This is a genomic window from Micromonospora sp. NRRL B-16802, from assembly GCF_001279555.1.
In the GTDB taxonomy this organism is placed as follows: domain Bacteria; phylum Actinomycetota; class Actinomycetes; order Mycobacteriales; family Micromonosporaceae; genus Micromonospora; species Micromonospora profundi.
On record NZ_LGEB01000086.1, the window covers coordinates 12,900 to 38,308 of the forward strand.

Sequence of the window (25,409 nt, forward strand, 5' to 3'; positions counted from 1 at the left end):
CCCGCGATGGGCGTGCGAAACTATCTGATTGAAGGAGTTTCCTGCACCGGCAAGACTTCAGTATGCAAAGAATTGCGGCGACGCGGCTATCATGCCATCAACGGTGACCGGGAACTGGCTTATCAAGGCGACCCGGAAACCGGTGAGCCGTTGGATGGTCTCGGGCACGAGAATCACATCTGGCGGGTGTACGACGTGAGAGCCCTGGTCGACAAGCATGACGAGCCGGTGACCTTCTTCTGCGGTGGTTCACGGAACTTCCCGAAGTTCATCGACCTGTTCGACGGCGTCTTCGTCCTCGACGTCGACCTGGACACATTGAATCGGCGGCTTGACGGGCGGCCGGAAGAGGAGTGGGGCGGAAGACCGGCGGAACGCGCACTCATCGTGCGATTGCATCGAACGAAGGAAGACGTGCCGAGGAATGGCGTCGTGCTCGACGCCACCGCACCTCTCGCGAGCGTCGTCGATGAAATCCTTCGTCGAGTAATGCTGGCTCCGAGCAAGTGAGAGCACGCTCTGTACCGGCGCTTCCAGTAGGGCGCCCCGGCAGTGGGCAGCCGGGTCACCACACCCGAGGTGATGGTCATTGCGGCCTGGGAAAGCCGCATCCATGATCGTCATTAGAACTGGCATGCGGATGGAAAACTTTTGGAAAGGCTGCGTCGCCATGCTGTTCGGCAGGGGGCGGCTACGGCAGGTAGCTGCCCAGCCGAGCAGGAGGAAATGCGATGCCGGTCAGTCAGGGTGCGTCCGAAAGGTTATCCGGGAGAAGGTCGCAAACGTTATTGAGGCGGCTCGTGGTGGTCGCCGCTGGTGCACTCAGCCTGCTGGTCGCGCTGATCACGCCTGCGCAGGCCGGCACCAGTTGGGTCAGCCACGACGGCGGGGCCAACGTGAAAGTCGTCTGGACTTTCCATGGTAAGCAGATGGTGTCGCTCACCTTCACCGTGGCCGATACCAAATGCAACGCCGCCTCCGCCTGGGGTGACGTGGGGTTGCGAAAAGTGGAAGGGATTTTCACCTCGTACCACGGCCTGTTGAACGACCTCGGGTGCGGCACGACGAAGACGCGCAGCACCGGTCCCTTCTCGACCGGCTTCGACATCCTGAGCCTGCAGATCTGTGCCGATGGCGACGGGTTGGGTAAGAAGACGCCCTCGGCCTGCGGTTCGTGGCATGACAATCCCTATACGTGACAGGTGATCGATGACCCGGTCACCCTTCACTGGCCACGTCAGTGAAGGGTGACCGGGGGTTCGGCCAGGCGTGGGGTCAGCTGCGTCTTCGGGGTCAGCCAGCTCGCTGTGGGGGACTGGTCGGGGTTGACCTGCCAGTCGCGCGCAACCCGGTCCACACCGATCGGATAGATGGTCAGCGTGCCGTCCGGGTCGATGCGCAACCGGAGAAACGACTTGGAGTCCTCGATGCCCTGCCCGGCGAACAGCTCGTTGACGTTCACCCCGAAAGACCCCGCCACCAGCAGGTACGCCGCCACGAGCTGGCTGGACACCAACCCGATCACCGGGCCGTACAGCACCACCGCCGCAACGGCCGGAAGCGGCCACGGCCAGTCGTAGAACGGCAGCGCCAGCCACGCCCAGGTGCCGGCAGCGGCCAGCGCCACGTGCGCCACGCCGTGGCTGACGCCGAGGATCCAGTGCCGTACGTGTCTCTTGCCGCTCGCGTTGGGCGGCTGGGCGAAAAGGACCGCGGCCGCCACAGTGACCAGCACCATCGCCACCAACGGAACGCTGAACAGGCGCTGCCCGGTGGCGTCGGTCCAGTTGGCGGTCGCGCCGGCCATGGCCAGCATCAGCAACGTGTGCAGGGTGCCGAGCAGTGTGGTGAAGCCCGGGTTGCGCAACGGCAGCCGGGCGAAGATGCCCCAGCCGTAGCGGCGGGAACGGGCCGCGTCCGGATAGCGGGCCGCGAGGTCGTACGGCCGAGCGCGGCTGGCTTTTCGCGCCAACGTGTCGCGCGGCGGCACCTCAAGGCGCTCCGGCAGCTTGTGGGTGGGATACAGGTACGCGCCACCGCCGCCACAGGTGATCAGCTGGCGGTCGGTTCCCGTGTAGCGGGCGTAGTGGTGCAGGTCGCCGGAGAGCAGCAGCCGAACCTTCGCCCCGGTCGGGTCGATGATCGTGCGGATGAAGTAGTCGATGGAGTCGTACGCCGTCGGATGGTCGGCGGCCTTGACCCACGTCGGCGCCGGCGCCGCGATGATGACCTTCGACTCCGGGCCGAGTCGCCGGGCCACCTCGTCGAAGTACGCAAGCTGCGGGTCGTCCAGGTACGAGCCGGACTGGTCGTCAACGCCGAGCAGCCACCAGCCGGCAGGCAACTCCACAGCGAAGTACGACCGCGACTGCCCGGTGCCCCAGCCGCCGAAGTTCCGGTCCCGGGAGCGGACGAACAACCGCAGGAAAGCGGTCAGACCGTCGTACCAGTCGTGGTTGCCGGGCACCGCGAACAGCGTCGGCTGCTCCGGCGGCGCCACCGGCAGCGCGGCCTGGTAGGGGCCTTTGCACCGGTTCTCATACTCGGCGTAGGCAGCCGACGGGTACACCTGGTCGCCGCCCATCACCAGGGTCTGCGCGCGGGGCAACCGGTGCCCGTCCACAGTCAGTTCCGGCTGCGCCAGCAGGTACGCCACCGAGTAGGTGGCGTTGAAGCCGTCGCCCAGGTCAGCCACGTAGTCGAGCCACAGACCGCCGTCCGGACCGGCCTGGCGGAAGACACCGTCGCCGAACGCGTTCTGCAACTCACGCTTGTCCAGGTACGCCCCGAACAGCATCGCCAGCAACGTCCGGATACCCGTGCTGATCAGCAGGAACGGGGCCAGCCACGGCACCGGCTTGCGCGGGGTGAAGCCCAATTCCAGCGGGTCCGTGGAGCGCGGCCGGTGGGTGGCCCGCTCGTCGGCGGGTACGGGATCGGGGCGGGCGTCCGTCGGGTCGGGGGTGCGAGGGGTGTGATCGTCGCTCACCCGCCGCAGCCTAATGCCGCTTCCGGTGATCCGCTGTCCGGTAAACGTCCAGATGGCATTCGTTGTCCGGTTAGTGGCAGTGAGCGGGGCGGGGGTATCCCGTGCGGTCCTCGGCCGGCGGTGCCGTACACTTGCTGATCGTTGCCGCCTTAGCTCAGTCGGCTAGAGCGACGCACTCGTAATGCGTAGGTCGACGGTTCGATTCCGTCAGGCGGCTCGGAAAGAAGAAAGGCCCCGTGACCAGGCGAAACGCCACGGTCACGGGGCCTCTCTCATACCTCCCGGAGATCAGCCGTTCGGGCGCTCCGTTGCAGCATCGCGTTGCAGTAGCGCCGCCAGGCTCCATCCATCAGCGCGGACACCGCCCGGTCGACCGCCTCCCGCTTCACCTTCTGCGCCATATCCACATAGATCTGTGTGGTCGTGATCTGCGTGTGCCCGAGGATCTCCTGCACGATCCGAGTGTCGGTGCCAGAGGCGACCATCATGGTGCCGGCGGTGTGCCGGGCGGCGTGCAGCTTCGCGTCAGCGACCCCCGCTCGCCGCAGCGGCGCCTCCCTCGCCGGCTGGGGCCGACCTGATTACGTGCGAAGTCGCACTGTGCGGCGGCAGCGGTTCCGGCACGTGTTCGGGTGGTTCGGCCGGCTACTGCGACCGAACCGCCCTGGTCATGCTCGGGCGTTACGCTGCCCGGTTGTGCGCCCACCTGGATGTCGTATCGACGGTCGTGGCCGGCCACGTTGACAGCCGCAGTTCGAGCAGGGCGGGATGCGGGTCTTTAGCGGCGAAGGCCGAACTGTTGACGTACAGGCGCGTGCGGCCGTGGCGCGGGTCGCTGAGCGCGACCGACGTCGGGTTCTGCAGGCCGGCACTGGCGTGGGTCAGTAGTGTGGTCACCCGTCCGGTGGGGGCCACCCGGACGACGCGGTCGACCGTGTTGAGCGCGGCGTACACGTTGCCTTCCTCGTCGAAGGCGAAGTCGTCGATGGTCCTCAGGTTGCGGTGAACGATCTTGGGCGTGCCCGGGCGGTCATTCGCAACGGGTACGCGGACCAGAGTGCCCCGCGCGGTGTTCGCCACGTAGACCGCGCTGCCGCGAATCTTGAGGCCGTTGGCGCCGGGCATCGGGGCCCCGGCGTACATCTCGCCCGTGGGCTCGAGCAACGGATGTGTGAGCCACGGCTTGCGGACCTCGCGCTGTCCGGGTTCGACGCGCCACACCGAGCCCTGGATGTCGGCCGCGTAGAGAGTGCCCTTCTTGTCGTACGCGATGCTGTTGGGGAGCGCTGTGGACGGCAGGACCACCGAGCGCACCGGTTTGCCGGTGGAGTGGAAGGCGTTCTCGGGCACCGTCCAGATCGCCGCCTCGGCCGGCTCGTCCCTCTTGACCGCCACGTTGAGGGCGCCGGTCCGGGGATCGCGTGCGATGCCCAGGGCGCGGTCTCCCGGAAGTACGACCGACGTACGCCGACCGTCCGGAGTGATCCTGACGACGGAGTGTGCGAACAGCATTGTCAGATAGATCGTGCCGTCCCTGTCCACCAGGATGTTCTCGGGATTCTCGCCTCGCGCGGCGTCGAACGTGGCGACCACCCGGTGCTTACTGTGTGCGGTTCCCGATGACGCCTGCGCCGCAACGGGAAACGCGCTGACGGTCATCACGGCTATCGAGGCCAACGCCGTTGTCTTCGTCCAATCCATCCTTCGCTCCTTTGTTCTCTGCTGCTTCTTGTCTGTCCGGCAGTCCCTCAGATCAGCGACCGCTAGTCGTCGAAATCCGTGCTGCGGTTGACCGGCTCCCAGGCGGTGGCGCCTCCCATGCCCATGGCGCCGCCGGTCACGATCGCCGTCCTGCCTGAAATCCGTCCCGCTTTCGCGCTCCTCTGCTCCTGGTTGACACAGTTTCGAGGGCTCATCCCGTGGCTGCCGGGATGAGGCGGGCGAACCGGAGGGTCCCCTCATGTTCGAGGCTAGCAAGATGAGGGTTGCCTCGACTTGATAGGTTCGTCACATGGAGGCAGCATCGGCATCACCCGCGAGTCCGACCCGCACGCTCCGGCGCGACGCGCAACGGAACCGCGCAGCGCTGCTCGCGGCGGCTGCGGACGCCTTCGCCAGAGAGGGTCTGGAAGCACCGCTGGAGGGCATCGCGAAGGCGGCCGGACTGGCCATCGGCACCCTGTACCGGCACTTCAACACCCGTCTCGACCTGGTTCAAGCGGCCTTCGAGGAGAAGTTCCGCGCCTGGGCCGCCGCGGCAGAGGAGGCGGTCGCCGCGGACGATCCGTGGGTCGGCTTCGTCCGGTATCTCGAGGCGATGTGCGAACTGCAGGCCGACGACCGCGGCATGAACGACCTGGCCTCGATGCGCCTACCCGTGTCCGGCTACATCGAAGAGCAGCTCATGCGCATTCGTGGCCTCGCCCGACAGGCCATGCAACGTGCGCAGGACCAGGGGATGCTGCGGGCCGACCTGACCCCCGAGGACCTGGCCTTCGTCATCTGGTCACACAGCCGTATCGCCGCCGCCACCCGCGACGTACGACCCGACGCGTGGCGTCGCCACCTCTACCTGATGCTCGACGCCTTCCGCGCCGACCGCGCGCACCCACTGCCCGTGCCGCCACTGACCGAGAGTGAGCTATGGAACGCAATGACCAACCTCGGATCCGGCGCCTCCTGCGCCGAATAGACGCCCTCTCCCGCCGGGCCGTCCGGCCACACCGGGCCTCAGTGTCGGCTGTCGCGGCAGTGCAGCCAACCCGCAATGACCGCAGCGGGCAAGGCGAGGAACATGCCGACCAGATGGGCGACCAATGCCCATGAATCTAAGCTGGCCCCGTCCATCCCCTCGTGGTCGATGAAAAATGCCAGGCCGCCACACGGGATAAACAGCACTCCCATCACGACGGCACCCACCAACAGCAGGGCCATCGAACGACGGATAGCGGCCGTCATCAAAACGACCGTCACCGAGGCCGGCACGCCCAGGAGCGCCGGGCCGTCCACCGGCCCCCGACGAGGAGATCCGCTCTTGTAGCCGAGTAGCTACGCCGTCACCGCAGCCTCTTTGTCCTCCACCGCCAGGGTTCAGGCAAAAGGGCGCCTCGCCCGTTCGTTTGTCCACCACGACAGGGGCATTGCCGACCACCGCCTGATGCCAATCATCAGACGCCTTCTGGAGCTAGTGGTGAACGTCAACCTGTCGCCGACACAGGCCGCCGAGCGGCTGGCGGTCTGCCGGCGGTGGAGTCGAACGCCGAGCCGACTGAGCCTCCGGTCAGTCGATGCCTTCGATGATGCGGAAGTCGCGCTCGACGCCGTCGGATAGGGCGACCAGCGCCTCCTGGTAGGCATCACTCTCGTGTGCCGCGATGGCCTGCTCAAAGCTGTCGAACTCGATCAGGACAGTGCGCTCGGCGATTCCGGCGTCGTGTGCGACGATCCGACCGCCACGGGCGAGGAGCCGCCCGCCCCCGGCTTGGACGGCCGGACCGGCCAGCTTGTTGTAGGCAGCCAGCTTCTCAGGGTCTGAAATGGTGTGGTAGGCACTGACCCAGTAGCCCTTGGCCACGGAACCTCCAGTGTTCGGAAGGGCACATCTGGCGATCTGTCAGGCAGATTCCAGTGAGATCACCTTCTCATCATCTCTGAGTTGCTATGCCATCACGTGCCAGTGCGTGCCGCCGCTGGGCGCGGCAACGCTAAGCGGCGAGGCTCTTGATCATGATGTGCTCCCGACGGATGCCGTCGGGCATGTGGCTGCCGAGTTCACCAGTGTCGTGGAAGCCGTTTCGCTGGTAGAGCGCCCAGGCGTGCTTGTTGTCCTCCACAACGCCCAGCCGTAGCGTCCCTGCGCCGACCTGCCGAGCCCACTGCTCGACCGCCTGTACGAGGTGGTCGCCGACACCTCGGCCACGGCCCGCCGGTGCCACGTACATCGAGATCAGCTCGACGACGCCGTCCTGATCTGTCGGCACTCCGCTGGCCATCCCCACGGGCTGCCCGTCGAGCGTCGCCACCATGTTGTACGAACCGGGGATGCCCAGCCGACCGCGCCAGCGGTCCTCGCGGTCGTTGTCGCCCTGCCAGTCCGCCAGTTGGGAACCGAAGGCGTACGGCGCCTCGGTCAGCGCGACGAGCCGTAGCTCCCGCCAGGTCTTCCAGTCGTCCTCGGTGAGCACAACAGTTTTGATCATTGTGGAAGGCTGCCGCAGGTCCGGGAGACCGGGCAATGCGTTTTCGGCGGTCTAGCGCCGTACCGGTGCTGAGGTGGGAAGCTCGGCGGCCACCGTTCCCAGCAGCGCCAATGCCTGCGCCGAGCGGCTGCCGGCCTCGGCCTGGTAGACGATCAGCTGCTGGCCTGCGGCGCCGTCGACGGTGAGGGAGTCGTAGGTGAGGGTCAACTCGCCGACGTCATGATGGTTGAACACCTTCGCCTCGTGGGTCTTTCCCCGTACGTCGTGACGTGCCCACAGGTGGCGGAACTCCGGACTCTTCAAGGACAGCTCCCCGACGAGGTCGGTGAGTCGGGCGTCGTTCAGCAGGTCGCCGGCGGCGGCGCGCAGAGCGCCGAGGCTGGACTGCGCGACGTGCTCCCAGTGGGGATAGAAGGAACGGGCTGCCGGGCTGAGGAAGACGAACCGGACGAGGTTGGGCTCGTCGTCCTCGAACGCCTTGGCGAACAGCGCACGCCCCAACCCGTTACCTGCCAACATGTCCATTCTGCGGTCGACGATCAGTGCGGGGGTGTGCAGCCAGCCGTCCATCAGGCGCAGCAGGCTCGGCCGGACGGTCTCACGGCGCCTCCTGCGGACGGGACCGCGCCTGGTCCTGGTCAGCAGGTGCAGGTGTGCCGTCTCCTCGGGGTCGAGTCCGAGGGTGCGGGCCAGTGCGTCCAGCACCTGGTCGGACGGGTGCTGTTCCCGCCCCTGCTCCAGACGGGTGTAGTAATCGGTGCTGACCCCGGACAGTTGGGCGACTTCCTCCCGCCGCAGACCCGGCGTCCGGCGTCGGCCCGACGAGACGATTCCGACCTCGTCCGGGTTTGTCATTTCACGCCGGGCGCGCAGGAAGTCGCCGAGTGGATTGGTGCCGTCCATGCGCCAAAGATAGCCACGGACGGCCGGCTGCCAGGACGGTCTGCGGGGGTGTGACGCACCCTGGTTGACGGCCGCCGGAGGCCGGAGGGTGGATTCATGGAGTCCACGAAGAAGGTAGTTCTGGTCACCGGTGCGAGCAGCGGGATCGGCGAGGCTGTCGCGCTGCGTCTGGCCGGCGAGGGGCATGACGTGGTTGCGGGCGCTCGGCGGCGGGAACGGCTCGCCGCGCTCGCCGAACGCCACGACAACATCCGGGTACGGCGGCTCGACGTGACAGATCGCGGCGACGTCGCGGCGTTCGTCGACAGCGCGGTCGCCGAGTTCGGGCGGGTCGACGTGATCGTCAACAACGCAGGGCTGATGCCGTTGTCCCGGCTCGACGCCCTGCTTGTCGACGAGTGGGACCGGATGCTGGATGTCAACGTGCGCGGTCTGCTGCACGGCATCGCCGCCGTCCTGCCGGTCTTCCAGCGGCAGGGCAACGGCCATCTGATCACCGTTGCCTCCGTCGGCGCCCACGAGGTGGTGCCGACTTCCGCGGTGTACTCGGCGACGAAGTTCGCGGCATGGGCGATCACCGAGGGTCTGCGTCTGGAGGCTGACCCGAGCCTGCGGGTCACCACGATCACGCCCGGCGTCGTCGAGTCCGAGTTGGCCGAGACGATCAGCGATCCGGTCGCCCGCGAGGCGATGCGGGAATACCGCAAGAACTCGATCTCCCCGGACGCCATCGCGCGGGCGATCTCGTTCGCAGTCGATCAGCCTGCGGACGTCGACGTCAACGAAATCATCATCCGTCCGACCCGGCAGCGAGGCTGACATGTCCAGCGTTGAGCAGCGCAAGGTGTCCGGGGCGGTTGCCAGCATCGTCGCGACGGCGGCGCTCACCGCCTGCGCGACGGAGACATCGTCCACGCCACAACCCGCGCAGGCAACGGCGCGGCCCTCGACCACCGAAACCATCACCCACGGGTACGTCGGGATGTGGGTGACCGCCGACAACCACATCCGGCAGGAGTTGCTGGCCAACGGCCGCTACGACGAGGCACGTGGCCAGCGGGACAGCGCCTACACCGGCCGGTACGAGGTGACCGGCGACCACATCGACTATTGGGATGACACCGGCTTCACCGCCGACGGCCGCTTCGAAGGCGACGTCCTGCACCACGGCGGCTACGTGTTCTACCGCGAGGGCAGCGCGGCCCATCGGCAAGCCGTTGTCACGCGGGGATCCACCGGGTCTTCCTCCTGAGTCCGGAGCGAGCACCACACCGGCGGCGGCGCCGAGGAGGGTGCCAGTGACCGTGGCGGCGAGATATCCGTCCGGCGCGGACGGTGCGATGCTCAGCCTCGACCCGTACTCCCGGTGGGTGAGCGTGACCGTCAGCCCTTCCCGCTCGGCCCGCCAGCCGTCGCAGAGGTCGCCCGGTACGCGATGGCTGCCCTGCCACCGCACCAGCCCTCCCGCAGCCCCGGCGGTGGCTACGGCGACGAGCGCGGGCGCGGGCGCGCGAGTGAGCTGCCGGTCGGCGGAAGCCTTCTGGCATACGGATGGAAAAACCTTGGCAAGACCGCGCTGCCAGTCTGGGTTGGCAGAAAGCGGCTGCGGTCCCCAATCGGGATCCGTTGCGCCGCTTTCTCACAACAAATCGGGGAGGTGAAACATGATTCGAATGATCGAGAACATCGGATACCGGGCGCTGTCGCGCTTCGTGCCGTCCGCCTCGGCTGCCGCCTGGGACTGCAAGTGTGAGGCCTACTCACGGTGGGCCTTCAGGAACGGCTACTGCGTCTGTTCCGGCGACTGCCGGACCGTCACGTGCGTTAGCGGCCCTAAGTAGCCATCAGGCCGGTGGTGGGCCCCGCGCCCACCACCGGCTTGAGCCCAGTGCTCATCCCCGATCGGAAGCAGTCATGCTGACCTCGTTACTTATCACGGTCTTGATATTGAGTGTTATCTCCCTGTTCAACCTCGTTCTCGGGATGGGCATCATTCGGCGCCTGCGGGAGCACACCGAAATTCTGGCGGGCTCCGGGAGTCAGGAGGGTCTGACGCAGCCGGGACACCGCATCGACGACGTCGCGGTGGCAACCCTCGGCGGCGGGACCTTCGCCCGGGACAGCCTGGCCGGCCCCACGCTTGTGGCGTTCTTCATGCCGGGCTGCGCAGGCTGCAAGATCGCCCTTCCGGAATTCATTCGTGAGGTCGGCCAGGGCCGGTACGCCGGACACCGGGTCATCGGCGTGGTCAACGGCTCCGGCGAGGAGGCGGACGCGTTGCGCGACCAGCTCGCCGCACTCGTGGACACCGTGGTTCCGACGGCCACCCGAGACGTCATCAAGGCGTTCGACAGCTCGGTGTACCCGGCCTTCTACGTGATCGACGAAACCGGGACGATCCGACAGAGCAGTACGAAACTGGCGGAGATCGACCTTCCTGTTCCGGCCGTGGCCGGGAACTGATCTGCGACACGGAAGTCGAGCGACGGTGATGGAAGCGACGTCGGGCAGCTGGATCTCGCCCAACCTGCGGCGCGTCGGCCCGGTCCTGTCCCTGGCGTGGAGGGCCGGGCCCGCGCTCCTCGGTGCACAGTCCGCTACTGCTCTGCTGCAGGCCGTTCTTCCGGTGACGATCGCCTGGCTGACGAAGGCGGTTGTCGACGGCGTGGGAGGTCGGGACGCGGGTCTCGCGGCGGGGGCGACAGCCGGTCTCGTCGCCGCTGGCCTGATGATGGGAGTCGCCTCCCATCTTCAGTCCTTCCTCGACAAGCTGGGCGGCTACCGGTCCAGCCTGTACGCGCAGGACGTTCTCTACCAGGCCGTCAACCGCTTCTCCGGCCTGGCCCGGTTCGAGAGCCCAGAACTCCAGGACCGGCTGCGGTACGCGCAGGCCACGGCCGGCCAGACGGCGAGCAGGGCGGTGTCCGGGATCCTCGCGATCGCCGGCGGTGTCCTGACGACCACCGCGTTGCTCTACTCGGTGGGCGTCATCAGCCCGGTGACGGCGGCGTTCCTGGCCCTGTCGGCAGCGCCGGCCGCGGCTGCGGAATTCATGCTGGCCCGTCGCCGGGCGGCCCTGCTGTGGGACCTGGGTCCGCTGGAGCGGCGGGAGATCTTCTTCGCCGGCCTGATCACGAGTATCGGCGCCGCGAAGGAGGTGCGGCTCTACGGGATCGGTGACTATCTGAAGAGCCGCGTACGTCGCGAGCGTCTACAGATCAACGCGCTCCACGGCACCCAGGACCGCCGGGAGCTGCTGACGCTGACCGGCCTCGGCGTGCTCGGCGCCGTCGGCACCGGCGGGGGGTTCGCGTGGATCGTGATGTCCGCCATCAACGGCACCGCCACCGTCGGTGACGTCGCGTTGTACATCGCGGCGGTGGGCGCGGCCCAGGCCGCCGTCATAGCGCTCTCCGGAAGCCTCGCGCGGACGTACGAGGACCTGCTGACCTTCGAGCACTTCCAGTCGGTCGTCACCGCCGAGCCGGACCTGCCGCACGCGGTGCAGCCTCGTCCGGTCACGACGCTCCGTGAGGGGATCGAGCTGCGGGACGTCTGGTTCCGCTACTCACCGTCTCATCCGTGGATCCTGCGCGGGGTCAACCTGTGGATCCCAGCGGGCGCCTCGGTGGCTCTGGTCGGCAGGAACGGCACTGGAAAGAGCACCCTCGTGAAGCTGCTGTGCCGGTTCTACGACCCGACCCGGGGGCAGATCCTGTGGGACGGGGTCGACCTGCGGGAGCTGGACCTGGCCGCACTGCGCGGCGCGATAAGCGCCGTGTTCCAGGACGCCATGCACTACGACCTCACCGCGCGGGAGAACATCGGCCTCGGCGACATCGACCAGATGGACGACCTGTCCGCCATTCGAGGTGCCGCGCGACTGTCCGGGATGGACGACGCGATCAGCGCCCTTCCCCGCGGCTACGACACGCTGCTGACCCGGCTCTTCAAGAGCGCGGCGGAGGCGGACGACGCCGCCACCGGCGTGATCCTCTCCGGTGGCCAGTGGCAACGGCTGGCGCTGGCCAGGGCTTTCCTGCGCGGACGGCGGCACTTGTTGATCCTCGACGAGCCGAGCACCGGCCTCGACGCGGTCAGCGAGGCGGATATCCAGGAACGCGTACGGGGCGTGTGGCAGGGGGTGGCGACGGTGGTGATTTCGCACCGGCTGTCGACGGCCAAGGCGGCGGATGTCGTCGCCGTACTCGACGAGGGTCAGATTGCCGAGGCCGGCACGCACGCCGACCTGATGGCCCGATCCGGGATCTACGCGGGAATGTTCGAACTCCAGGCCAGGGGTTATCAGGAAACCGATGCGGTGGTGGGCTGAACAATGGGAATCGCTTATCTGGAATTCGGCTGTCGCCTCACCATCGGCCTGGTTTTCCTGATCTCCTCGGCCGGCAAGGTCGGTTCTCCGGCGCGGTTCGCCGACTTCCGGTCTGAGATCGCCGCAATGCGTGTGGTTCCGGCGGGTCTGACCCGAGCCGCAGCAGCGTCGGTGTGCATTGTCGAAATTGCAGTGGTCGGCCTCTTGGTCAGTGGCTTCACCGCCGTTGTCGGGTTCGTCGTCGGGTCGGCTCTGCTCGCGGTGTTCAGCGCGGCGATCCTCCGCACCGTACGGTCCGGGGTCGGTGCCCGTTGCCACTGCTTCGGTTTCCGCTCCGGCCGTCTCGGAATACGGCACCTGTACCGCAACGGCTTCCTGATGGCGGTCTGTGCCGCCGGAGTCCTGGCGGCCACCGCCGGGCCGGATCGGACGCCGGCGTGGGTCGACCTGCTGCCCGTGACGCTGCTGGCGCTTGTGGCTGTGGCACTTCTCGTCTTCATGGACGACCTCGTGGACCTGCGGCGAGTGGACGCGACCCCCGGCCGGGGGCGGTTCTGATGGCAGCGGTAGCGGGGCTGATCAGCGCGCTGGCGCTGCTGGGCGGCGCAGCGGTGTGGGTCGCACGCCGTCAGCTCGTGATGATCACCGTCACTGGCGGCAGCATGCATCCGAGCTTGAACGACGGCGACACGATCCTGGTTCGGAAGATGCCGCTGCGCGCGATCCGCGCGGACATGATCGTCGTCTTCGCGCATCCGAAAAGGCACGAGGAGGCGTCGGCGAACGCAGGCGGTGCTGCCACCGACCTGGCCACGACGTGGCTGATCAAGAGGGTCGTCGCGGTACCCGGCGAGCCGGTCCCACCGGAGTTGGGGTGGAACGACCAGACGGTGCCCGCCGGCTGCCTCGTGGTGTACGGCGACAACCGCCGCTCCAGCCACGACTCGCGCCACTTCGGATACGTACGCCGAGCCGATGTGCGGGGGGTCGCGGTGCAGAAACACCTGCCGGACCGGGGCCGCCGCAGGCTGGTCGAGAACAGCCCGGGAGAAGGCCCGTGGCAGAGGACGTATCGCCACCGTGGGACGGCGTAGTGGCCAGTGAGTCGATTGCAACCCGGGAGGGCCAGCGCATGTTGCCGCAGTTGAAGGGGGTCGTCTGGGAACGCTCCGGAGCAGACGTCCAGATCGTCTACGACTTCCGCGACTCGTTCATCGTCACTGACCACGACGGTAGCGTGGAGGCCCTGCTCGACCTGCTACGGGAAGGCGGGCGTACTCCCGAGACGTTGGCCCGTGCCCTGTCCGACCGCTGCGGGCGCGACGTGCCGGTCGACGACGTGCTCGCGGCGATCGAAACGTTCGACGGCTATGGCCTGCTCGAGAACGGGGCGCGGCTGGGGCGGCTGGGGGACAGCGCCACCGGTCGGTATTACTCGAACCTCGCGTTCTTCGAGTCGTTCGCCACCCTGGCGCGGAGCAGGGAGGACTTCCAGGAGCGGCTGACCCGTTCCCATGTCCTGGTGCTGGGCACGGGCGGCCTCAACTCGAACACCATCCCGCACCTGTGCGGCCTGGGCGTGGGCCGCCTCACCGTGACGGACCGTGACGTCGTCGAGCCGCGCAACTTCGCCCGGCAGTACCTCTACCGGTGGGACGACGTCGGGAAGAGCAAGGTGGAGCGGGCCGCCGCCTGGGTGCGGGCGTTCGATCCCAGCATCGACGTCCGCTCGGTCGAGGCGAGCATCGACGGAGTTGCGGACGTGCTCCGGCTGCTTGACGTGGCAGGCCCGGACGTCGTCCTGTCGGGGGTGGACAGCCCGGACGGGATCGACGACTGGGTGAACACCGCGTGCGTGGTGCGGGGCATACCGTATGTGCGGGCCGGGATCTGGGTCACCCAGGGCATCGTCTGGTCGGTCGACCCCGGTAACAGCGCATGCCGAGCCTGCGCCCGGACGATGGCGAACCAGAGCCGCGACGCGGCCAGCGGTGACGCCGCTGTCGCGTTCACCGCTGCCGACCTGTTCCGCACCAAGCCGCGGAGCAATCGTGGGATCGGCCCGGTGGCCGGGCTGCTCGGTTCGTTGTCCGCGTTCGAGGTGCTCCGTTACCTCACCCGGTTCGAGCCGCCCGCGTACGCCGGCAACCCGCTCGAGATCGACTTCGCCGCCGGTTGTGCGATGCGAACGACTGCCTGGCAGCGCCAGGACGAGTGTGAGTGCGCGAACCCACAAACCAACAGCTCTCCACGCACGGAGGCGATCGTGGGCAGCTGACCGTGTTCGAAGGACCGTGGAGAGGAGGCGAAATGAAGATCGAGATCCGACGGATCGAGAGTGTGCGAGTCACCGTGATTGTTGGCGGCCCCACCGACAGCTGACCGGATCGGCTGTGAACGACAGGACACGGACGGCCTGGGAAGTCTTGCGACCCGGGCCGTCCGCTGCGAGGCGAGGAGTTCGCGATGGACGGATCGCCGGTGTTGGCGGTCGGCGTGCCGGCAGCGGTACGGCTGCTCATGGTCGCGCAGGAGGGCGACGAGTTCACCCTCGGCCGGCACGACCTCGGCGTGTACGTCGCGGTGCCCGAGCCGGGAGCGGTGTTCGTCCGCGCGTTGCAGGCGGGTAGTTCGATCGCGGCGGCCACCGACCGGGCCAGCACGGCGGCCGGAACGGCAGTGGACGGCGCCGACTTCCTCGACGGCCTTGCCGCGGCGGGCCTACTCGACGATGTCCGCGGCGACGGCGCGTCGGAGACGTCCGGATCGACCGGGGCGCCCCGGGGCACGATCCGCTGGATCGAGGGCGTCAGCCCACGGGTGGCCCGGGTGTTCTTCGGCTGGCCGGCCTGGCTGCTGTACGCGGGGGCCGCTGCCGCCTCCGTGGCCATGCTGGCGACCGAGCCGGCGCTGCGGCCCTCCTACGATCACATCTGGTGGCTCACCGACCCCCTGCTGGCGGTGCTCCTCTACGTGCCGATCGGTTTCGCGTTGGCAGCCCTGCACGAGATCTGGCACTGGCTCGCCGGTCGTGCGGTGGGCATACCCGCGGCGTTCCGCGTCAGCCGACGCGGCATCTACCTCGTCTTCGAGACCGACCTCAGCCAGCTCCTCACCATTGGCCGGCGGGCTCGTTACGGCCCCTTCCTGGCGGGCATGGCGTTCGACGTGACGGTGCTCGCGCTCGTGCTGGCGCTGCGGTACGCCCACATCGTCGGCGTGACGACGATGCCCGCCGCACTGGACCGGCTGCTGCGGGTGGTCATCCTCTATCTGATCTTCAGCGTCGTCTGGCAGTGGGCGGGGGTGTTCCTGCGCAGCGACGGGTACGCCGTCCTGGCCAACGCGCTGAAGTGCCACAACCTTTACCGCGCCACGGTGCTGACCACCAAGTGGCGGCTCTGGCGCCTGACCGACGACGAGCGCGTCGAACTGGACGCGATCGGACCGCGCGATCGGGCCGTCGCACGCTGGTTCGGCCTCGTGTACCTGGCCGGAATCGTGGTGATGTGGTGGATGGCCGTGACCTTCGCTGTGCCGTTCGCCATCGCGATGGGCGCCTGGGTGCTGGCGAACCTCAGTGCGTTCTCGCCCGCCTCGGTCGCCTTCTGGGAGTCGTTGGTCGTGCTGATTTACCTGGTCTTCGGCCTGATCGCGCCGGTCGTCATCGCCTTGCGTGAGCGCCGGTTGCGACGGATGGGAGCGCTGCTGTGAGTTTGCACCCGCACCGCTGGTGGTGGCGGACGGCGACGATGTCGGCGATCGGGGCGCTGGTGGCCACCCTGTTCACGGGAGGAACCCTGTTCGGGTCCGGGGCCCGTTCGGAGGCCGACGCGGGCCCACGACCGTGTCCGGCCGGCGAGACCGTACCTGTGCTGGAGAGCCCGCACATATCGCAGGCGGAGGCCGCCTCGGTCCGGTACTCGTCGCAGCCCCCGACCTCCGGCCCGCACTTCCCGTTCAGCCTGGCGCCGGGCGCCTACGACAGGCCCATTCCGGATGGACTGACGTTGCACGCGCTGGAGCAGGGCCAGGTCGCCCTGCTGTACGCGCCGGACACCCCGGTCGAGGTCGTCGCGCAGATGCGGCGGCTCGTCCACGCAAACCCGAGAAGTCTGCTGCTCGCGCCGCATCCGGCCGTCCGGGGCGGCGTGGTGCTGACCGCCTGGGGTTGCCTGCAACGGCAGCCGACGTACGACGCGGCGGCGGCAGCGGACTTCGTCGGCGAGGTCATCCGACGGCGAGAGCCGAGGTAGCGGAGCCGCAGCGGGCCGCCGGGGCGCAGGGCGTGCGGAAGTGCGGGAACCGAGGCGACCTGGTGCGGCACGTCGCCACCCGTAGCGAAAAGTCCTGGCATGCGGGTGGAAGGCAATGGGTCTGTCTCCGGCTGCCCTCCAACGCTGTCGACATGATCGACGAGTGGTGGCGGGCGCAGATCGCCGGGCTCGCGTAGCCCTTCCTCCGGCACCACGGCGGCCAGGGTCGATATGGGCGCACAGCGGGTGCAACCTCCCGGGCTGGCCGCCAGGGACCCCGACGCCCTCAGGGTTGATGCGGCCGCCCGGGTTGGCGGCGCGCGAACACGATGCCACCGAGCCGGCTCTCCGGTGAGACGACTGTCGTCTGCGCCTCGACGGTGAACCCGGCGTCGTGCAGCCAGGCCGCCAATTGGGCTGGCTGGCGGCGGTGGACGTGGATTTTCATGGGATGGCCGCCGTACCCCTGGGTCTTGAGAGTGGTCTCGTCGCCGACATGGAACCCGAGCAGCAGCGGGCCGCCGGGACGCAACACCCTCCGGAACTGCGCGAGGACCGCGCCGATCGTGTCGTCGGGGATGTGGATCAGCGAGTACCACGCCACCAGCCCGGCGATCGAGCCGTCGTCCAGATCGAGGTCGGTCATGGAGCCCACCTCGAACCGGAGACCGGGGTGGTCCCGTCTGGCGACGTCGATCATCCCGGGTGACAGGTCGATGCCGAAGGCGTCCAGGCCGAGGTCGTGCAGATGGGCGGTGATGCGCCCCGGCCCGCAGCCGACATCGGCGACCGGCCCGTCACCGGCGGCCCGGACGAGGTCAGCGAACAGGGCGAAGGCAGCCCGTTCGTAGGGCGCTTCGGCCAGGAGGCCGCGCAGCAGGTCCGCGTAACTGTCGGCGACCGTGTCGTAGGAGGTGCGGGTGTCCGCCAGCCAGCCGTCCTCGCTCATGACGGCCACGCTAGACCGACGACCAGTGGCGCGACGTCGGGTCCGATCCGAGCCCGCGCCGATGAGATCGTGTCTCCGACGACATCCATCCTGGAGAGACCATCCGCCGGACATCCTGGAGCCGATTCCATGACGTACGCCCCCGTGACCGTCAGCCTGCCCGTCGCCGACCGCGCGACCGCACACCGCTTCTACTCCGACGGCCTCGGCCTGGAGGCGGTGGGGGAGTTGGCCGACGACGGCCTTCCGGAGCCGTTGCAGTTCGTGGTCAACGACGGGTTGCGGCTGATGCTCGTCCCGACCGGCGGCTTCGGCTGGGTGATCGGCTCGCACGAGGTCGCCGCGCGGGGCCAGAGTGAGTGCGTGCTCAGCCTCGGCGTCGCGTCTCCCGCTGACGCGGACGCGATCGTCGAGCGGGCCCGCGCCGCCGGCGCCGAGGTGGTCACCGAGCCGGCAGCACAACCCTGGGGGTACGCGGGGGCCTTCGCCGACCCGGACGGTCACCTGTGGATGGTGTCCGCTGAGTAGCCGGCCAGGCCCAGGCAGGACTGTCGGTGGTGCCGGATACGGTCCGGTCGTGACAGTGACCACCGATGCCACAGGCATGTTGCCTACCGCCGCCGACGAGGCCCGACTGTGGGCGCTCATCGAGTCGGCGTGGGCCGGGCTCGACGCGGAGGCGCTGGCGCTGCGCCGAGCCATCGTCGAGCGTGATCCCGACGGGGAGGATGACGTGCGGTTCTACGCGATCGACGACTGGCTGGCCCCGTTCCTCGCCCGCCTCGGCGCCCTCAGCGACGAGTTGTCGGCGCAGGAGTTGACCGACCTCGACCGGGTGGTGGAGCGCAAGCTGCACGACATCGACCGGGAGGACATCCACGAGGTGACCGACGGCTCGGACGACGGCTTCCTCTACTGCCGCGGCTTCATCGTCGCCCTCGGCCGGGCCTACTACGAGGCCGTCCGCGTCAATCCTGCTCTTGCTCTGGAAGACGCCGACTGCGAGAGCATGTGTTATTTCTTCGCCCACCTGCACAACGACCGGTTCGGCGGTTGGCCGCAGACCGGCTCCGGCATCTCCCGGGAGTCATTCGGCAACCCCGCCGGCTGGTCGACCTGACGGCACGACGGCGTTCGGCGGCAATGCGCGGAGGGCTGCCGGGGCAGTGCGGGTGCCACCCCGGGCACCCGCGTCAGGAGTAGATCGTCCTGACGTACTCCGGGCCGTAGTGTCGTTCCAGCTCTTCCAGGCTCTCTGCGGGCGCCTCGACCTCCTTGATGAGGCGCGCACGGGCTGGCAACACGTCGGGCTGCCAGGTCTCCGGCTGCCACAGCGACGACCGCAGGAACGCCTTCGCGCAGTGGTAGAAGATCTGCTCGATCTCCACCACCACGGCGAGCACCGGCCGATGCCCCTTGACCACCATGTCGTCGAACCACGCCGCGTCCCGCACCAGCGTGGCGCGACCGTTGATCCGCAACGTGTCGGTCCGCCCGGGGATCATGAAGAGCAGCCCGACGTGCGGGTTGTCCAGGATGTTGCGGTAGCCGTCCGCGCGCTTGTTGCCCGGCCGCTCGGGCAGCGCGATCGTCACGTCGTCCAACACCAGGGCGAAGCCGGCAGGGTCGCCCTTGGGGGAGACGTCGCAGGTGCCGTCCGCGCCGGCCGTGGCCACCAGGCAGAACGGCGAGGCGGCGAGCCACTGCCGGTCCCGCTCGTGCAACCGGACACGATCCTTGTTGGCGGCCCGCGGGTGCGGCGCTCCGAGCAGTTCGCGTAACTCCTCGTGCGAAGTGATCTCCACCGTCACGTGTTCCTCCCCCAGCCGTTGACAGGGGTGGCGGGGCCACACCCCTCGCCAGCCTAAGGCTTGACCAGCGGGAGGTTTGTCCCCCGTCGCCGGGGGTACGGCCTCATCCGACGCGCCCGCCGCACGTACCGTCCGCAGCACGCCGACCAGTGGAGGCCGGGAGATGGAGAGCCGACTCAAGGTGCTGGGCCACCCGGTCCATCCGATGCTGGTCATGTTCCCGGTCGCGCTGCTTGTCACAGCGGTGCTGTTCGACATCGTCGACACTGTCGGCGGTCCCGACCTGCTCGGCGAGGTCGCGTACTGGAACATCACCGTCGGCCTGATCGGCGGCCTGCTGGCCGCGGCGGCCGGCACGTTCGACCTGCTGGCGATCCCGACCGGCACCCGCGCCAAGCGGGTGGCGTTGCTGCACGCCGGGGCCAACGTCGCGGTGATCCTGCTCTTCGCCGCGATCTGGGTGGTCCGGCTCAACGCCGACTCCCGCGCCGCCGGCGGCGCGTTGCTCGTCGTCGAGGTGGTCGCGGTGGCGATCCTCGGGATCAGCGCCTGGCTCGGCGGTGAGCTGGTCGACCGGCTCGGTGTGGGCGTCGACCGTGACGCGAATCTGGACGCGCCCAGCTCACTGCGGCCTCCCACGGCCGCCCAGCGGATCGGAGAGGCGCGATGAGTGAGCAGCAGCCCGGCGGCTTCAGCAGGGGATGGCGGAGCCGGCAGCAGGGCTGGGACCCGATGGGCGAGTTGCAGTCGTTGCGCTCCGAGTTGAGCCGGCTGGTGGGCGGCCGGGCCGGAGCATCAGACGTCGAGCTGAGCGAGACGTCCGACGGCTGGGAGGTCGTCGTCCGGCTGCCCGGCGTGGCACCCGAGGAGGTGGCCGTCGAGCTCGACGACCGGGAGCTGTGCGTGCGCGCCCGCTCCGAGGCGGAGGTCAACGCCGACCAGGGCATCCCCGGCGGCTTCGAGACCCGCGGGTTCGAGTACCGCGTCGACCTGCCCTCCCGCGTCGACCCCGACGGCATCGACGCGGTGATGGACCACGGGCTGCTGCGGGTCCGCCTGCCCCGGGCGGCACGGGCCACGCCGCGCACCATCACCGTCGGCCGCACCGGACCGCGCTCCACAGTCCAATCCGGGGGTACGCCGATGCCTGCCGATCCCGCAGCGGACCGGGAGCTGCACCACCCGGACACCGTCGGCGAGATCGACCGGCCGTAGCAGCCGGCGTGGTCACCCCGTCCCTGCTCGGCCCGACGGCCGGGCTCGTCCCCGACGTGCGGCGGATCGCGGTGCTGCGGGCCAACGCGCTCGGTGACTTCATCTTCGCCCTTCCAGCGCTTGACGCGCTGCGCGCCGCGTACCCCTCGGCGGAGATCGTGCTGCTCGGAGCGCCGTGGCACGCGAAGCTCTGGCGTGACCGGCCCGGCCCTGTCGACAGGGTGCTTGTGGTGCCGCCCGCGCCCGGCATCCGCTCCCCGGAGCCCGACGAACCAGAGTCGTCGATTGACGACTTCCTGGCGGCGGCGGCCACCGGCTTCGACCTGGCGGTGCAGATCCACGGGGGTGGCGCCAATTCCAACCCCTTGATGAGCCGCCTCGGAGCCCGGGTCACCGTCGGGTTGCGCGCCGAGGACGCCCCGCCGCTGGACCGGTGGATCCGCTACGTCTACTACCAGCACGAGGTGATCCGCTACCTGGAGGTGGTGGCACTGGTCGGTGCCCCCGCCACCACTGTCGTACCGACGCTCGCCGTCACCGACGCCGACCGGGCCGAGGCGGCCCGGGTGCTCGGCCCGGCGGACCGTCCCCGCGTGGCGCTGCACCCGGGCGCCACCGACACCCGCCGCCGCTGGCCGACCGAACGCTTCGCCGAGGTGGCCCGCGAGCTGCACGGCGACGGCTACGAGGTGCTTGTCACAGGTACGCCGTCCGAGCGGGAGGTGGTGGACCGGGTGGTCGCGGCGGCGGGCGTGCCGGTCCGGCCGCAGGTCGGCACGCTCAGCCTCGGTGGGCTGGCCGGCGGGTACGCCGACTGCGCGCTCGTCGTCTCCAACGACACCGGGCCGCTGCACCTGGCCGCCGCCGTGGGCACCCCCACGGTGGGCATCTTCTGGGTCGGCAACCTGATCAACACGGCGAACCCGCTGCGCGGTCGGCACCGGCCGATCTGTTCCTGGATGGTGCACTGCCCGGTCTGCGGCGTCGACTGCACGCCCGGCATCTACCCGCACCGGCCCGGCGACGGCGAGTGCCCGCACCGGGACTCGTTCGTCACCGACGTGCCGGTGGCCGAGGTGCTGGAGGCCGCCCGCGAACTGCTCACGCCGTAGTCAGGCCGGCTGCGGGGCGTCCTCGTCGGCGAGGACGACCTCCCACGCCTCCACGTCCCGCTCGGTGACAGTGGTCGGGGACTCCAGGTGGTACGCGCCGCTCGGCAGGACGCCCGCCCCGCCGTACCGGGCCAGCACCGCGAGCTGGGCCGCCACGTCCTCGCCCTGGTGTTTCTCCTGCACCCGTCGCCAGAAGTCGAACCCACCGGACGCGACGAGCTTCGCCCTGTCGTAGAGGACGCACCCGCCGATCCAGGACACCTTGTACGCCCGCCACGCGCCAGGCGGCAGCGCCAGCTTGGCGGTGATGTGCAGCAGGTTGGCCGCCGAGTGGATACGCGCACGGTCCCACTGGGCGGTGCCCGGCCGGATCCGCTCCGGCGTCGGCGGGCCGGCCCACTCCTCGTAGTGCCCGTGCGCGTCCGGCCGTACGTCGTCGGTGTACGACAGCCCGTGCACCCCGTTGCCGACGAAGCCGCAGCCCAACTCCTCGATCGCGGTGACCAACCGGTGCAGCGCCCCCGGTTCCAGCCAGACGTCGTCGTCGAGGCTGAGCACGTACCTGGCAGTCGACGCGGCGAGCAGGTACGCGCGGTGCTCGGCCAACCCGCGCCGGGGCAGGCGGCGGGTCAGCAGCACCGGGTGACCCCCGTGGCGCAGCGCCCGGACCATTGTGGCCGCCGCAGGGTGGGCGTACGCCGGCTCCCCGTCGGACTGGTCGCTGACCACCACCCCGAAGGCGGGCACCCCGTTCTGGGCGGCGAGCCCGGCCAGGGTGACCGCCAGCTCGGCGGGCCGGTTACGTGTCGGGATCAGCACGTCGACAAGCCGGTCGGTGCGGAACGACGCGGCGGTGCCGAGGTCGAGGGGCCGGTTCACGACGGTCGGGTGGTCATGCTGCTGCCCGTCGGCGGCGCGCTCGCCGGTTGCGTCCCGGTGCTCAACGACGTGTCGGGCCTGCTGGCCTGGGCGCGGGACACCGCGTCGGGCTCCGGGTCCGTGGCCTGCGACGACAGGTCCTGGCTGTGTGACCGGATCCGCTCGATGATCGCCGACGTGGACCGGTCCGGCACGTACCCGAGGGTCCGCACCTGGCCACCGAGCCGGCGTACCAGTGGCGCCTCCGGCACCAGCTCCGGCGGATAGTCGCCGCCCTTTACGTACACGTCCGGCCGGACGGCCTCGATCAGCGCGGCGGGCGAGTCCTCCTCGAAGATCACCACGTGGTCCACGCAGGACAGCGCGGCGAGCAGTGCGCCCCGGTCCTCCACGGGGTTGACCGGCCGGTCCGGCCCCTTCAGGCGACGGACGCTGCCGTCGGAGTTGACAGCCACGATGAGCAGGTCGCCGAGGGCACGGGCCTGTTCCAGGTAGCGCACGTGCCCACGGTGCAGCACGTCGAAGCAGCCGTTCGTGAACACCACCGACCGTCCCGCCTCGCGATGCGCGGCCACTATGGCGTCGAGTTCGTCGGTGCCGACGAGCGCCGGATGCCCGCCGGTCACCGGCCGCATGTCGAGGGCGGCGAGCAGGTCGTCGCGCAGGCACACGCAGGTGCCGGTGTCGGACACGGTGATGGTGGCCGCGAGCTGGGCGAGTTGCGCGGCGGTGGGCAGCGGCGCGTCGGCGGCCAGGGCCAGCGTCATCGCCGCCAGGTACGCGTCCCCGGCGCCCACGGCGTGGCTCGCCGGGACCGGGGTGCTGTGGCTGCGCCGCCGCTCGCCGTCGGCGCCGCCGACCACAGCGCCCTCGGTGTCCAGGGTCACCGCGACCACGTCGGCGCCGGTGTGCGCGTGCAACTCGGCCAGGCGCGACTCGGCGAGCACCGCCCGGTCCACGCCCGCCCCGGCCTCGGTGTTCACAGTGACACCGGTGCCGGTGACGCTGAGCCCGTCGCCGGTGAACGCCACCCGGCCCTCGCTCGCTGTGGGTTCGCCCACCGGGCCGGGGCGGTCGGCGCTGATCCCCGCCGCTCGGCCGGGGGCATCGGCTCGGACGAAGCCCGGCGCGGTGCCGTCGGTCTGAGCGGCGCTGTCGGTGTGGGCGGCTCCGTCGGTGTGGGCTGTGCTGTCGGTGTGGGTTCCGCCCGGGGCCGCGCCGACGGTCAGTTCGGAGGGACCGTCGGTCGGGTCGCTGTCGGGGTGTTCCAGGTGCAGGTCCGTGCCGCCCGTCGGGCGGGACGCGCCGCCGGCACGGGCCAGCAGCCTCGTCGCCTCCGCGAAGCTGGGAGTGACAACCGTCGGTGCGAGGCCCCGCCAGTCGGCGAGGTCGTGAGCGTCGAGCGCGACGGTGGCGTACCGCTCCCGCTGCGCGACCAGCCACGCGCGGACCGGCGCGGGCAGGGCACCCAGACCGTAGTCGCAGACCACGAGGGTCGGCGCCTCCCCGCCGGCGGCTGCCCGCAGCTCCTCGGTGGCGCAGTCAAGCGCCGTGAGCAGCCGGGACACCCCGTCCGGGTCCAGCGCGTCGTCCGGGTCGCCGGAGTCCTCCCGGAGCAGGATCTGATTACCTGCCAGCATCCGCCGCTTCACGGGTGTGGGGCGGCCGGGCTGGCTTACCGTACGGTCCCAGACGCCCGCGCGGTCCAGACAGTCGTGCAGTTCGTCGCCTGCCACGTCGGCGCCCACGGGGGCCACCAATACCGCCCGTCCGCCGAGGGTGGCGACGTTGACCGCGGTGTTCGCGGCCCCGCCCGCCGCGGAGATCCGCCGTCGCAGGGTGAGGACCGGTGCGGGCGCCTCCCGGCAGAGCCGATCGGAGTCGGCGAACCGCCACTCGTCAAGCATGGCGTCGCCGACGATCAGGACCGGGCGCCCGAGCCAGCTCTCCACGACGGTCGCGAGCCGGCGCTGTTCCGCTGCTGCTCCTGCCATGCCTCCCCGGGTCCCCAACGCCCTCCGGGCCAAACCTGGCCGGTGAGGCGTCCGGCCGCTGGTCAGGTGGCCTTTGTCAATCGGGGGGCCGTGCGCTGCCGCACAGTGCCCTTCCTTACCGGCCGGACCTGTTTCGGGTGTTCGGCGGCGGGAAGGGAATTGAGGTGCCCCCGGAGAGGAGATGTACCGAGATGACAGCGACACTGCAAGGCAAGCGGATCGCGTTCCTGGCCACCGACGGCGTCGAGGAGGTCGAGTACGTTCAGCCGCGCGAGGCCGTCGAGAAGGCCGGCGCGACAGCCGAGCTGGTCTCGCTCAAGCCGGGCTCCATCCAGGCGTTCAACCACCTGGACCAGTCGAAGACGTACGACGTGGACGTCACCGCCGACAAGGCGGACGCCGCCGGGTACGACGCGCTTGTGCTGCCCGGCGGGGTGGCGAACCCGGACTTCCTGCGTACCGACCCGGACGCGGTGCGGTTCGTGAAGGCGTTCTTCGACGCTGGCAAGCCGGTCGGGGTGATCTGCCACGGCCCGTGGACGTTGATCGAGGCGGACGTGCTGCGGGGCCGACGGATCACGTCCTGGCCGAGCCTGCGGACGGACCTGACGAACGCCGGGGCCACCTGGGTCGACGAGGAGTGCGTCACCGACGGCAACCTCACCAGCAGCCGCAACCCCGACGACCTCCCCGCCTTCTGCGAAAAGATCACCCAAACCTTCGCCGCCTGACCGTCCCCCCTCGCCCCCGGCCCCGCCCCACCCTGTCG

At 69.6% G+C, this 25,409-nt stretch carries 29 protein-coding genes and 1 tRNA gene; 19 read left to right on the forward strand and 11 right to left on the reverse strand.

Features of this window, described 5'->3' with window-relative positions:
* Positions 1–6: 6 nt before the first annotated feature.
* The gene (locus tag ADK66_RS23145) at positions 7–510 is read left to right on the forward strand and encodes an AAA family ATPase (protein ID WP_053658743.1); all 504 of its coding nucleotides are present in this window, start codon (positions 7–9) and stop codon (positions 508–510) included.
* A gap of 290 nt (positions 511–800) precedes the next feature.
* On the forward strand, positions 801–1,199 hold the full coding sequence (locus ADK66_RS23150) for a hypothetical protein (RefSeq protein ID WP_053658745.1): 399 nt from the start codon (positions 801–803) through the stop codon (positions 1,197–1,199).
* Positions 1,200–1,237: 38 nt separating this feature from the next.
* Here ADK66_RS23150 and ADK66_RS23155 read toward each other — a convergent pair whose 3' ends face one another.
* Positions 1,238–2,998: a metallophosphoesterase gene (locus ADK66_RS23155; protein WP_209274651.1), complete on the reverse strand. Its 1,761-nt coding sequence runs from the start codon at positions 2,996–2,998 to the stop codon at positions 1,238–1,240.
* A gap of 134 nt (positions 2,999–3,132) precedes the next feature.
* Between ADK66_RS23155 and ADK66_RS23160 the strand changes: the two genes are divergently transcribed.
* Positions 3,133–3,206, forward strand: a tRNA-Thr gene (locus tag ADK66_RS23160).
* A gap of 55 nt (positions 3,207–3,261) precedes the next feature.
* On the opposite strand, the gene ADK66_RS23165 is transcribed toward ADK66_RS23160, so the two are convergent.
* Together ADK66_RS23165 and ADK66_RS23170 are read right to left on the reverse strand one after the other, a co-directional pair.
* Positions 3,262–3,537, reverse strand: a complete 276-nt coding sequence (locus ADK66_RS23165; RefSeq protein ID WP_082377617.1) for a tyrosine-type recombinase/integrase — start codon at positions 3,535–3,537, stop codon at positions 3,262–3,264.
* Between the two features lie 133 nt (positions 3,538–3,670).
* Positions 3,671–4,690, reverse strand: coding sequence for an SMP-30/gluconolactonase/LRE family protein (locus tag ADK66_RS23170; protein ID WP_167946118.1), 1,020 nt, complete (start codon positions 4,688–4,690; stop codon positions 3,671–3,673).
* A gap of 310 nt (positions 4,691–5,000) precedes the next feature.
* Here ADK66_RS23170 and ADK66_RS23175 point away from each other — a divergent pair, with 310 nt between their 5' ends.
* A complete protein-coding gene (locus ADK66_RS23175) occupies positions 5,001–5,681 on the forward strand; it encodes a TetR/AcrR family transcriptional regulator (protein ID WP_053658752.1) in 681 nt (226 codons plus the stop codon).
* Positions 5,682–5,719: 38 nt separating this feature from the next.
* Here ADK66_RS23175 and ADK66_RS23180 read toward each other — a convergent pair whose 3' ends face one another.
* The 4 genes from ADK66_RS23180 to ADK66_RS23195 all read right to left on the reverse strand — a co-directional run bounded on the left by ADK66_RS23180 (position 5,720) and on the right by ADK66_RS23195 (position 8,091).
* On the reverse strand, positions 5,720–5,947 hold the full coding sequence (locus tag ADK66_RS23180; protein WP_157552853.1) for a hypothetical protein: 228 nt from the start codon (positions 5,945–5,947) through the stop codon (positions 5,720–5,722).
* 322 nt (positions 5,948–6,269) lie between these two features.
* Complete coding sequence (locus ADK66_RS23185) at positions 6,270–6,563, reverse strand: DUF1330 domain-containing protein (RefSeq protein ID WP_053658755.1); 294 nt, start codon at positions 6,561–6,563, stop codon at positions 6,270–6,272.
* Between the two features lie 130 nt (positions 6,564–6,693).
* Positions 6,694–7,188, reverse strand: a complete 495-nt coding sequence (locus ADK66_RS23190; RefSeq protein ID WP_053658757.1) for a GNAT family N-acetyltransferase — start codon at positions 7,186–7,188, stop codon at positions 6,694–6,696.
* Between the two features lie 51 nt (positions 7,189–7,239).
* Positions 7,240–8,091, reverse strand: a complete 852-nt coding sequence (locus tag ADK66_RS23195) for a helix-turn-helix transcriptional regulator (RefSeq protein ID WP_053658758.1) — start codon at positions 8,089–8,091, stop codon at positions 7,240–7,242.
* A 96-nt stretch (positions 8,092–8,187) separates the two neighbouring features.
* Here ADK66_RS23195 and ADK66_RS23200 point away from each other — a divergent pair, with 96 nt between their 5' ends.
* The 9 genes from ADK66_RS23200 to ADK66_RS23240 all read left to right on the forward strand — a co-directional run bounded on the left by ADK66_RS23200 (position 8,188) and on the right by ADK66_RS23240 (position 16,680).
* Positions 8,188–8,910, forward strand: coding sequence for an SDR family oxidoreductase (locus tag ADK66_RS23200; protein WP_053658760.1), 723 nt, complete (start codon positions 8,188–8,190; stop codon positions 8,908–8,910).
* 1 nt (position 8,911) lies between these two features.
* Positions 8,912–9,343 (forward strand): Atu4866 domain-containing protein, encoded by a 432-nt coding sequence (locus tag ADK66_RS23205; RefSeq protein ID WP_053658762.1) that lies wholly within the window; start codon positions 8,912–8,914, stop codon positions 9,341–9,343.
* A gap of 662 nt (positions 9,344–10,005) precedes the next feature.
* Positions 10,006–10,554 carry a redoxin domain-containing protein gene (locus tag ADK66_RS23210; protein WP_082377619.1) on the forward strand — a complete coding sequence of 183 codons (549 nt, stop codon included), beginning with the start codon at positions 10,006–10,008 and terminating at the stop codon, positions 10,552–10,554.
* Positions 10,555–10,582: 28 nt separating this feature from the next.
* A complete protein-coding gene (locus ADK66_RS23215) occupies positions 10,583–12,424 on the forward strand; it encodes an ABC transporter ATP-binding protein (RefSeq protein ID WP_053658766.1) in 1,842 nt (613 codons plus the stop codon).
* Positions 12,425–12,427: 3 nt separating this feature from the next.
* Positions 12,428–12,982, forward strand: coding sequence for a MauE/DoxX family redox-associated membrane protein (locus tag ADK66_RS23220; protein WP_053658767.1), 555 nt, complete (start codon positions 12,428–12,430; stop codon positions 12,980–12,982).
* Complete coding sequence (locus tag ADK66_RS23225; RefSeq protein ID WP_053658770.1) at positions 12,982–13,518, forward strand: S26 family signal peptidase; 537 nt, start codon at positions 12,982–12,984, stop codon at positions 13,516–13,518. The genes ADK66_RS23220 and ADK66_RS23225 overlap by 1 nt, the downstream gene beginning before the upstream one ends.
* A 38-nt stretch (positions 13,519–13,556) precedes the next feature.
* Positions 13,557–14,702, forward strand: a complete 1,146-nt coding sequence (locus tag ADK66_RS23230) for a ThiF family adenylyltransferase (RefSeq protein ID WP_053658772.1) — start codon at positions 13,557–13,559, stop codon at positions 14,700–14,702.
* Between the two features lie 188 nt (positions 14,703–14,890).
* The gene (locus tag ADK66_RS23235) at positions 14,891–16,138 is read left to right on the forward strand and encodes a hypothetical protein (protein WP_053658774.1); all 1,248 of its coding nucleotides are present in this window, start codon (positions 14,891–14,893) and stop codon (positions 16,136–16,138) included.
* Complete coding sequence (locus ADK66_RS23240; protein WP_157552856.1) at positions 16,135–16,680, forward strand: DUF3105 domain-containing protein; 546 nt, start codon at positions 16,135–16,137, stop codon at positions 16,678–16,680. Before ADK66_RS23235 ends, ADK66_RS23240 begins: the two co-directional genes overlap by 4 nt.
* A 286-nt stretch (positions 16,681–16,966) precedes the next feature.
* On the opposite strand, the gene ADK66_RS23245 is transcribed toward ADK66_RS23240, so the two are convergent.
* A complete protein-coding gene (locus ADK66_RS23245) occupies positions 16,967–17,629 on the reverse strand; it encodes a class I SAM-dependent methyltransferase (protein ID WP_053658778.1) in 663 nt (220 codons plus the stop codon).
* Positions 17,630–17,758: 129 nt separating this feature from the next.
* Here ADK66_RS23245 and ADK66_RS23250 point away from each other — a divergent pair, with 129 nt between their 5' ends.
* Both ADK66_RS23250 and ADK66_RS23255 read left to right on the forward strand, forming a co-directional pair.
* Positions 17,759–18,157 (forward strand): VOC family protein, encoded by a 399-nt coding sequence (locus tag ADK66_RS23250; RefSeq protein WP_053658780.1) that lies wholly within the window; start codon positions 17,759–17,761, stop codon positions 18,155–18,157.
* Between the two features lie 49 nt (positions 18,158–18,206).
* Entirely contained in the window at positions 18,207–18,749 is a 543-nt protein-coding gene (locus ADK66_RS23255; protein WP_231640160.1) for a DUF4240 domain-containing protein, read from the forward strand.
* Between the two features lie 73 nt (positions 18,750–18,822).
* Here ADK66_RS23255 and ADK66_RS23260 read toward each other — a convergent pair whose 3' ends face one another.
* A complete protein-coding gene (locus ADK66_RS23260) occupies positions 18,823–19,440 on the reverse strand; it encodes a pyridoxamine 5'-phosphate oxidase family protein (protein ID WP_053658783.1) in 618 nt (205 codons plus the stop codon).
* A 163-nt stretch (positions 19,441–19,603) separates the two neighbouring features.
* On the opposite strand from ADK66_RS23260, the gene ADK66_RS23265 reads away from it, so the two are divergent.
* From ADK66_RS23265 to ADK66_RS23275, 3 genes are read left to right on the forward strand one after another with little or no spacing between them, the layout of a single operon-like run.
* Positions 19,604–20,110 carry a DUF2231 domain-containing protein gene (locus tag ADK66_RS23265; RefSeq protein WP_053658785.1) on the forward strand — a complete coding sequence of 169 codons (507 nt, stop codon included), beginning with the start codon at positions 19,604–19,606 and terminating at the stop codon, positions 20,108–20,110.
* Positions 20,107–20,655, forward strand: coding sequence for an Hsp20/alpha crystallin family protein (locus ADK66_RS23270; RefSeq protein WP_053658788.1), 549 nt, complete (start codon positions 20,107–20,109; stop codon positions 20,653–20,655). The genes ADK66_RS23265 and ADK66_RS23270 overlap by 4 nt, the downstream gene beginning before the upstream one ends.
* An 8-nt stretch (positions 20,656–20,663) precedes the next feature.
* Entirely contained in the window at positions 20,664–21,767 is a 1,104-nt protein-coding gene (locus ADK66_RS23275) for a glycosyltransferase family 9 protein (RefSeq protein WP_053658790.1), read from the forward strand.
* Here ADK66_RS23275 and ADK66_RS23280 read toward each other — a convergent pair whose 3' ends face one another.
* Positions 21,768–22,646, reverse strand: a complete 879-nt coding sequence (locus tag ADK66_RS23280; protein WP_053658792.1) for a glycosyltransferase family 2 protein — start codon at positions 22,644–22,646, stop codon at positions 21,768–21,770.
* The gene (gene rfaE2 / locus ADK66_RS23285) at positions 22,643–24,640 is read right to left on the reverse strand and encodes a D-glycero-beta-D-manno-heptose 1-phosphate adenylyltransferase (RefSeq protein WP_231640161.1); all 1,998 of its coding nucleotides are present in this window, start codon (positions 24,638–24,640) and stop codon (positions 22,643–22,645) included. The genes ADK66_RS23280 and rfaE2 overlap by 4 nt, the downstream gene beginning before the upstream one ends.
* 191 nt (positions 24,641–24,831) lie before the next feature.
* On the opposite strand from rfaE2, the gene ADK66_RS23290 reads away from it, so the two are divergent.
* The gene (locus ADK66_RS23290; RefSeq protein ID WP_053658794.1) at positions 24,832–25,371 is read left to right on the forward strand and encodes a type 1 glutamine amidotransferase domain-containing protein; all 540 of its coding nucleotides are present in this window, start codon (positions 24,832–24,834) and stop codon (positions 25,369–25,371) included.
* The last annotated feature ends 38 nt before the right edge of the window (positions 25,372–25,409 follow it).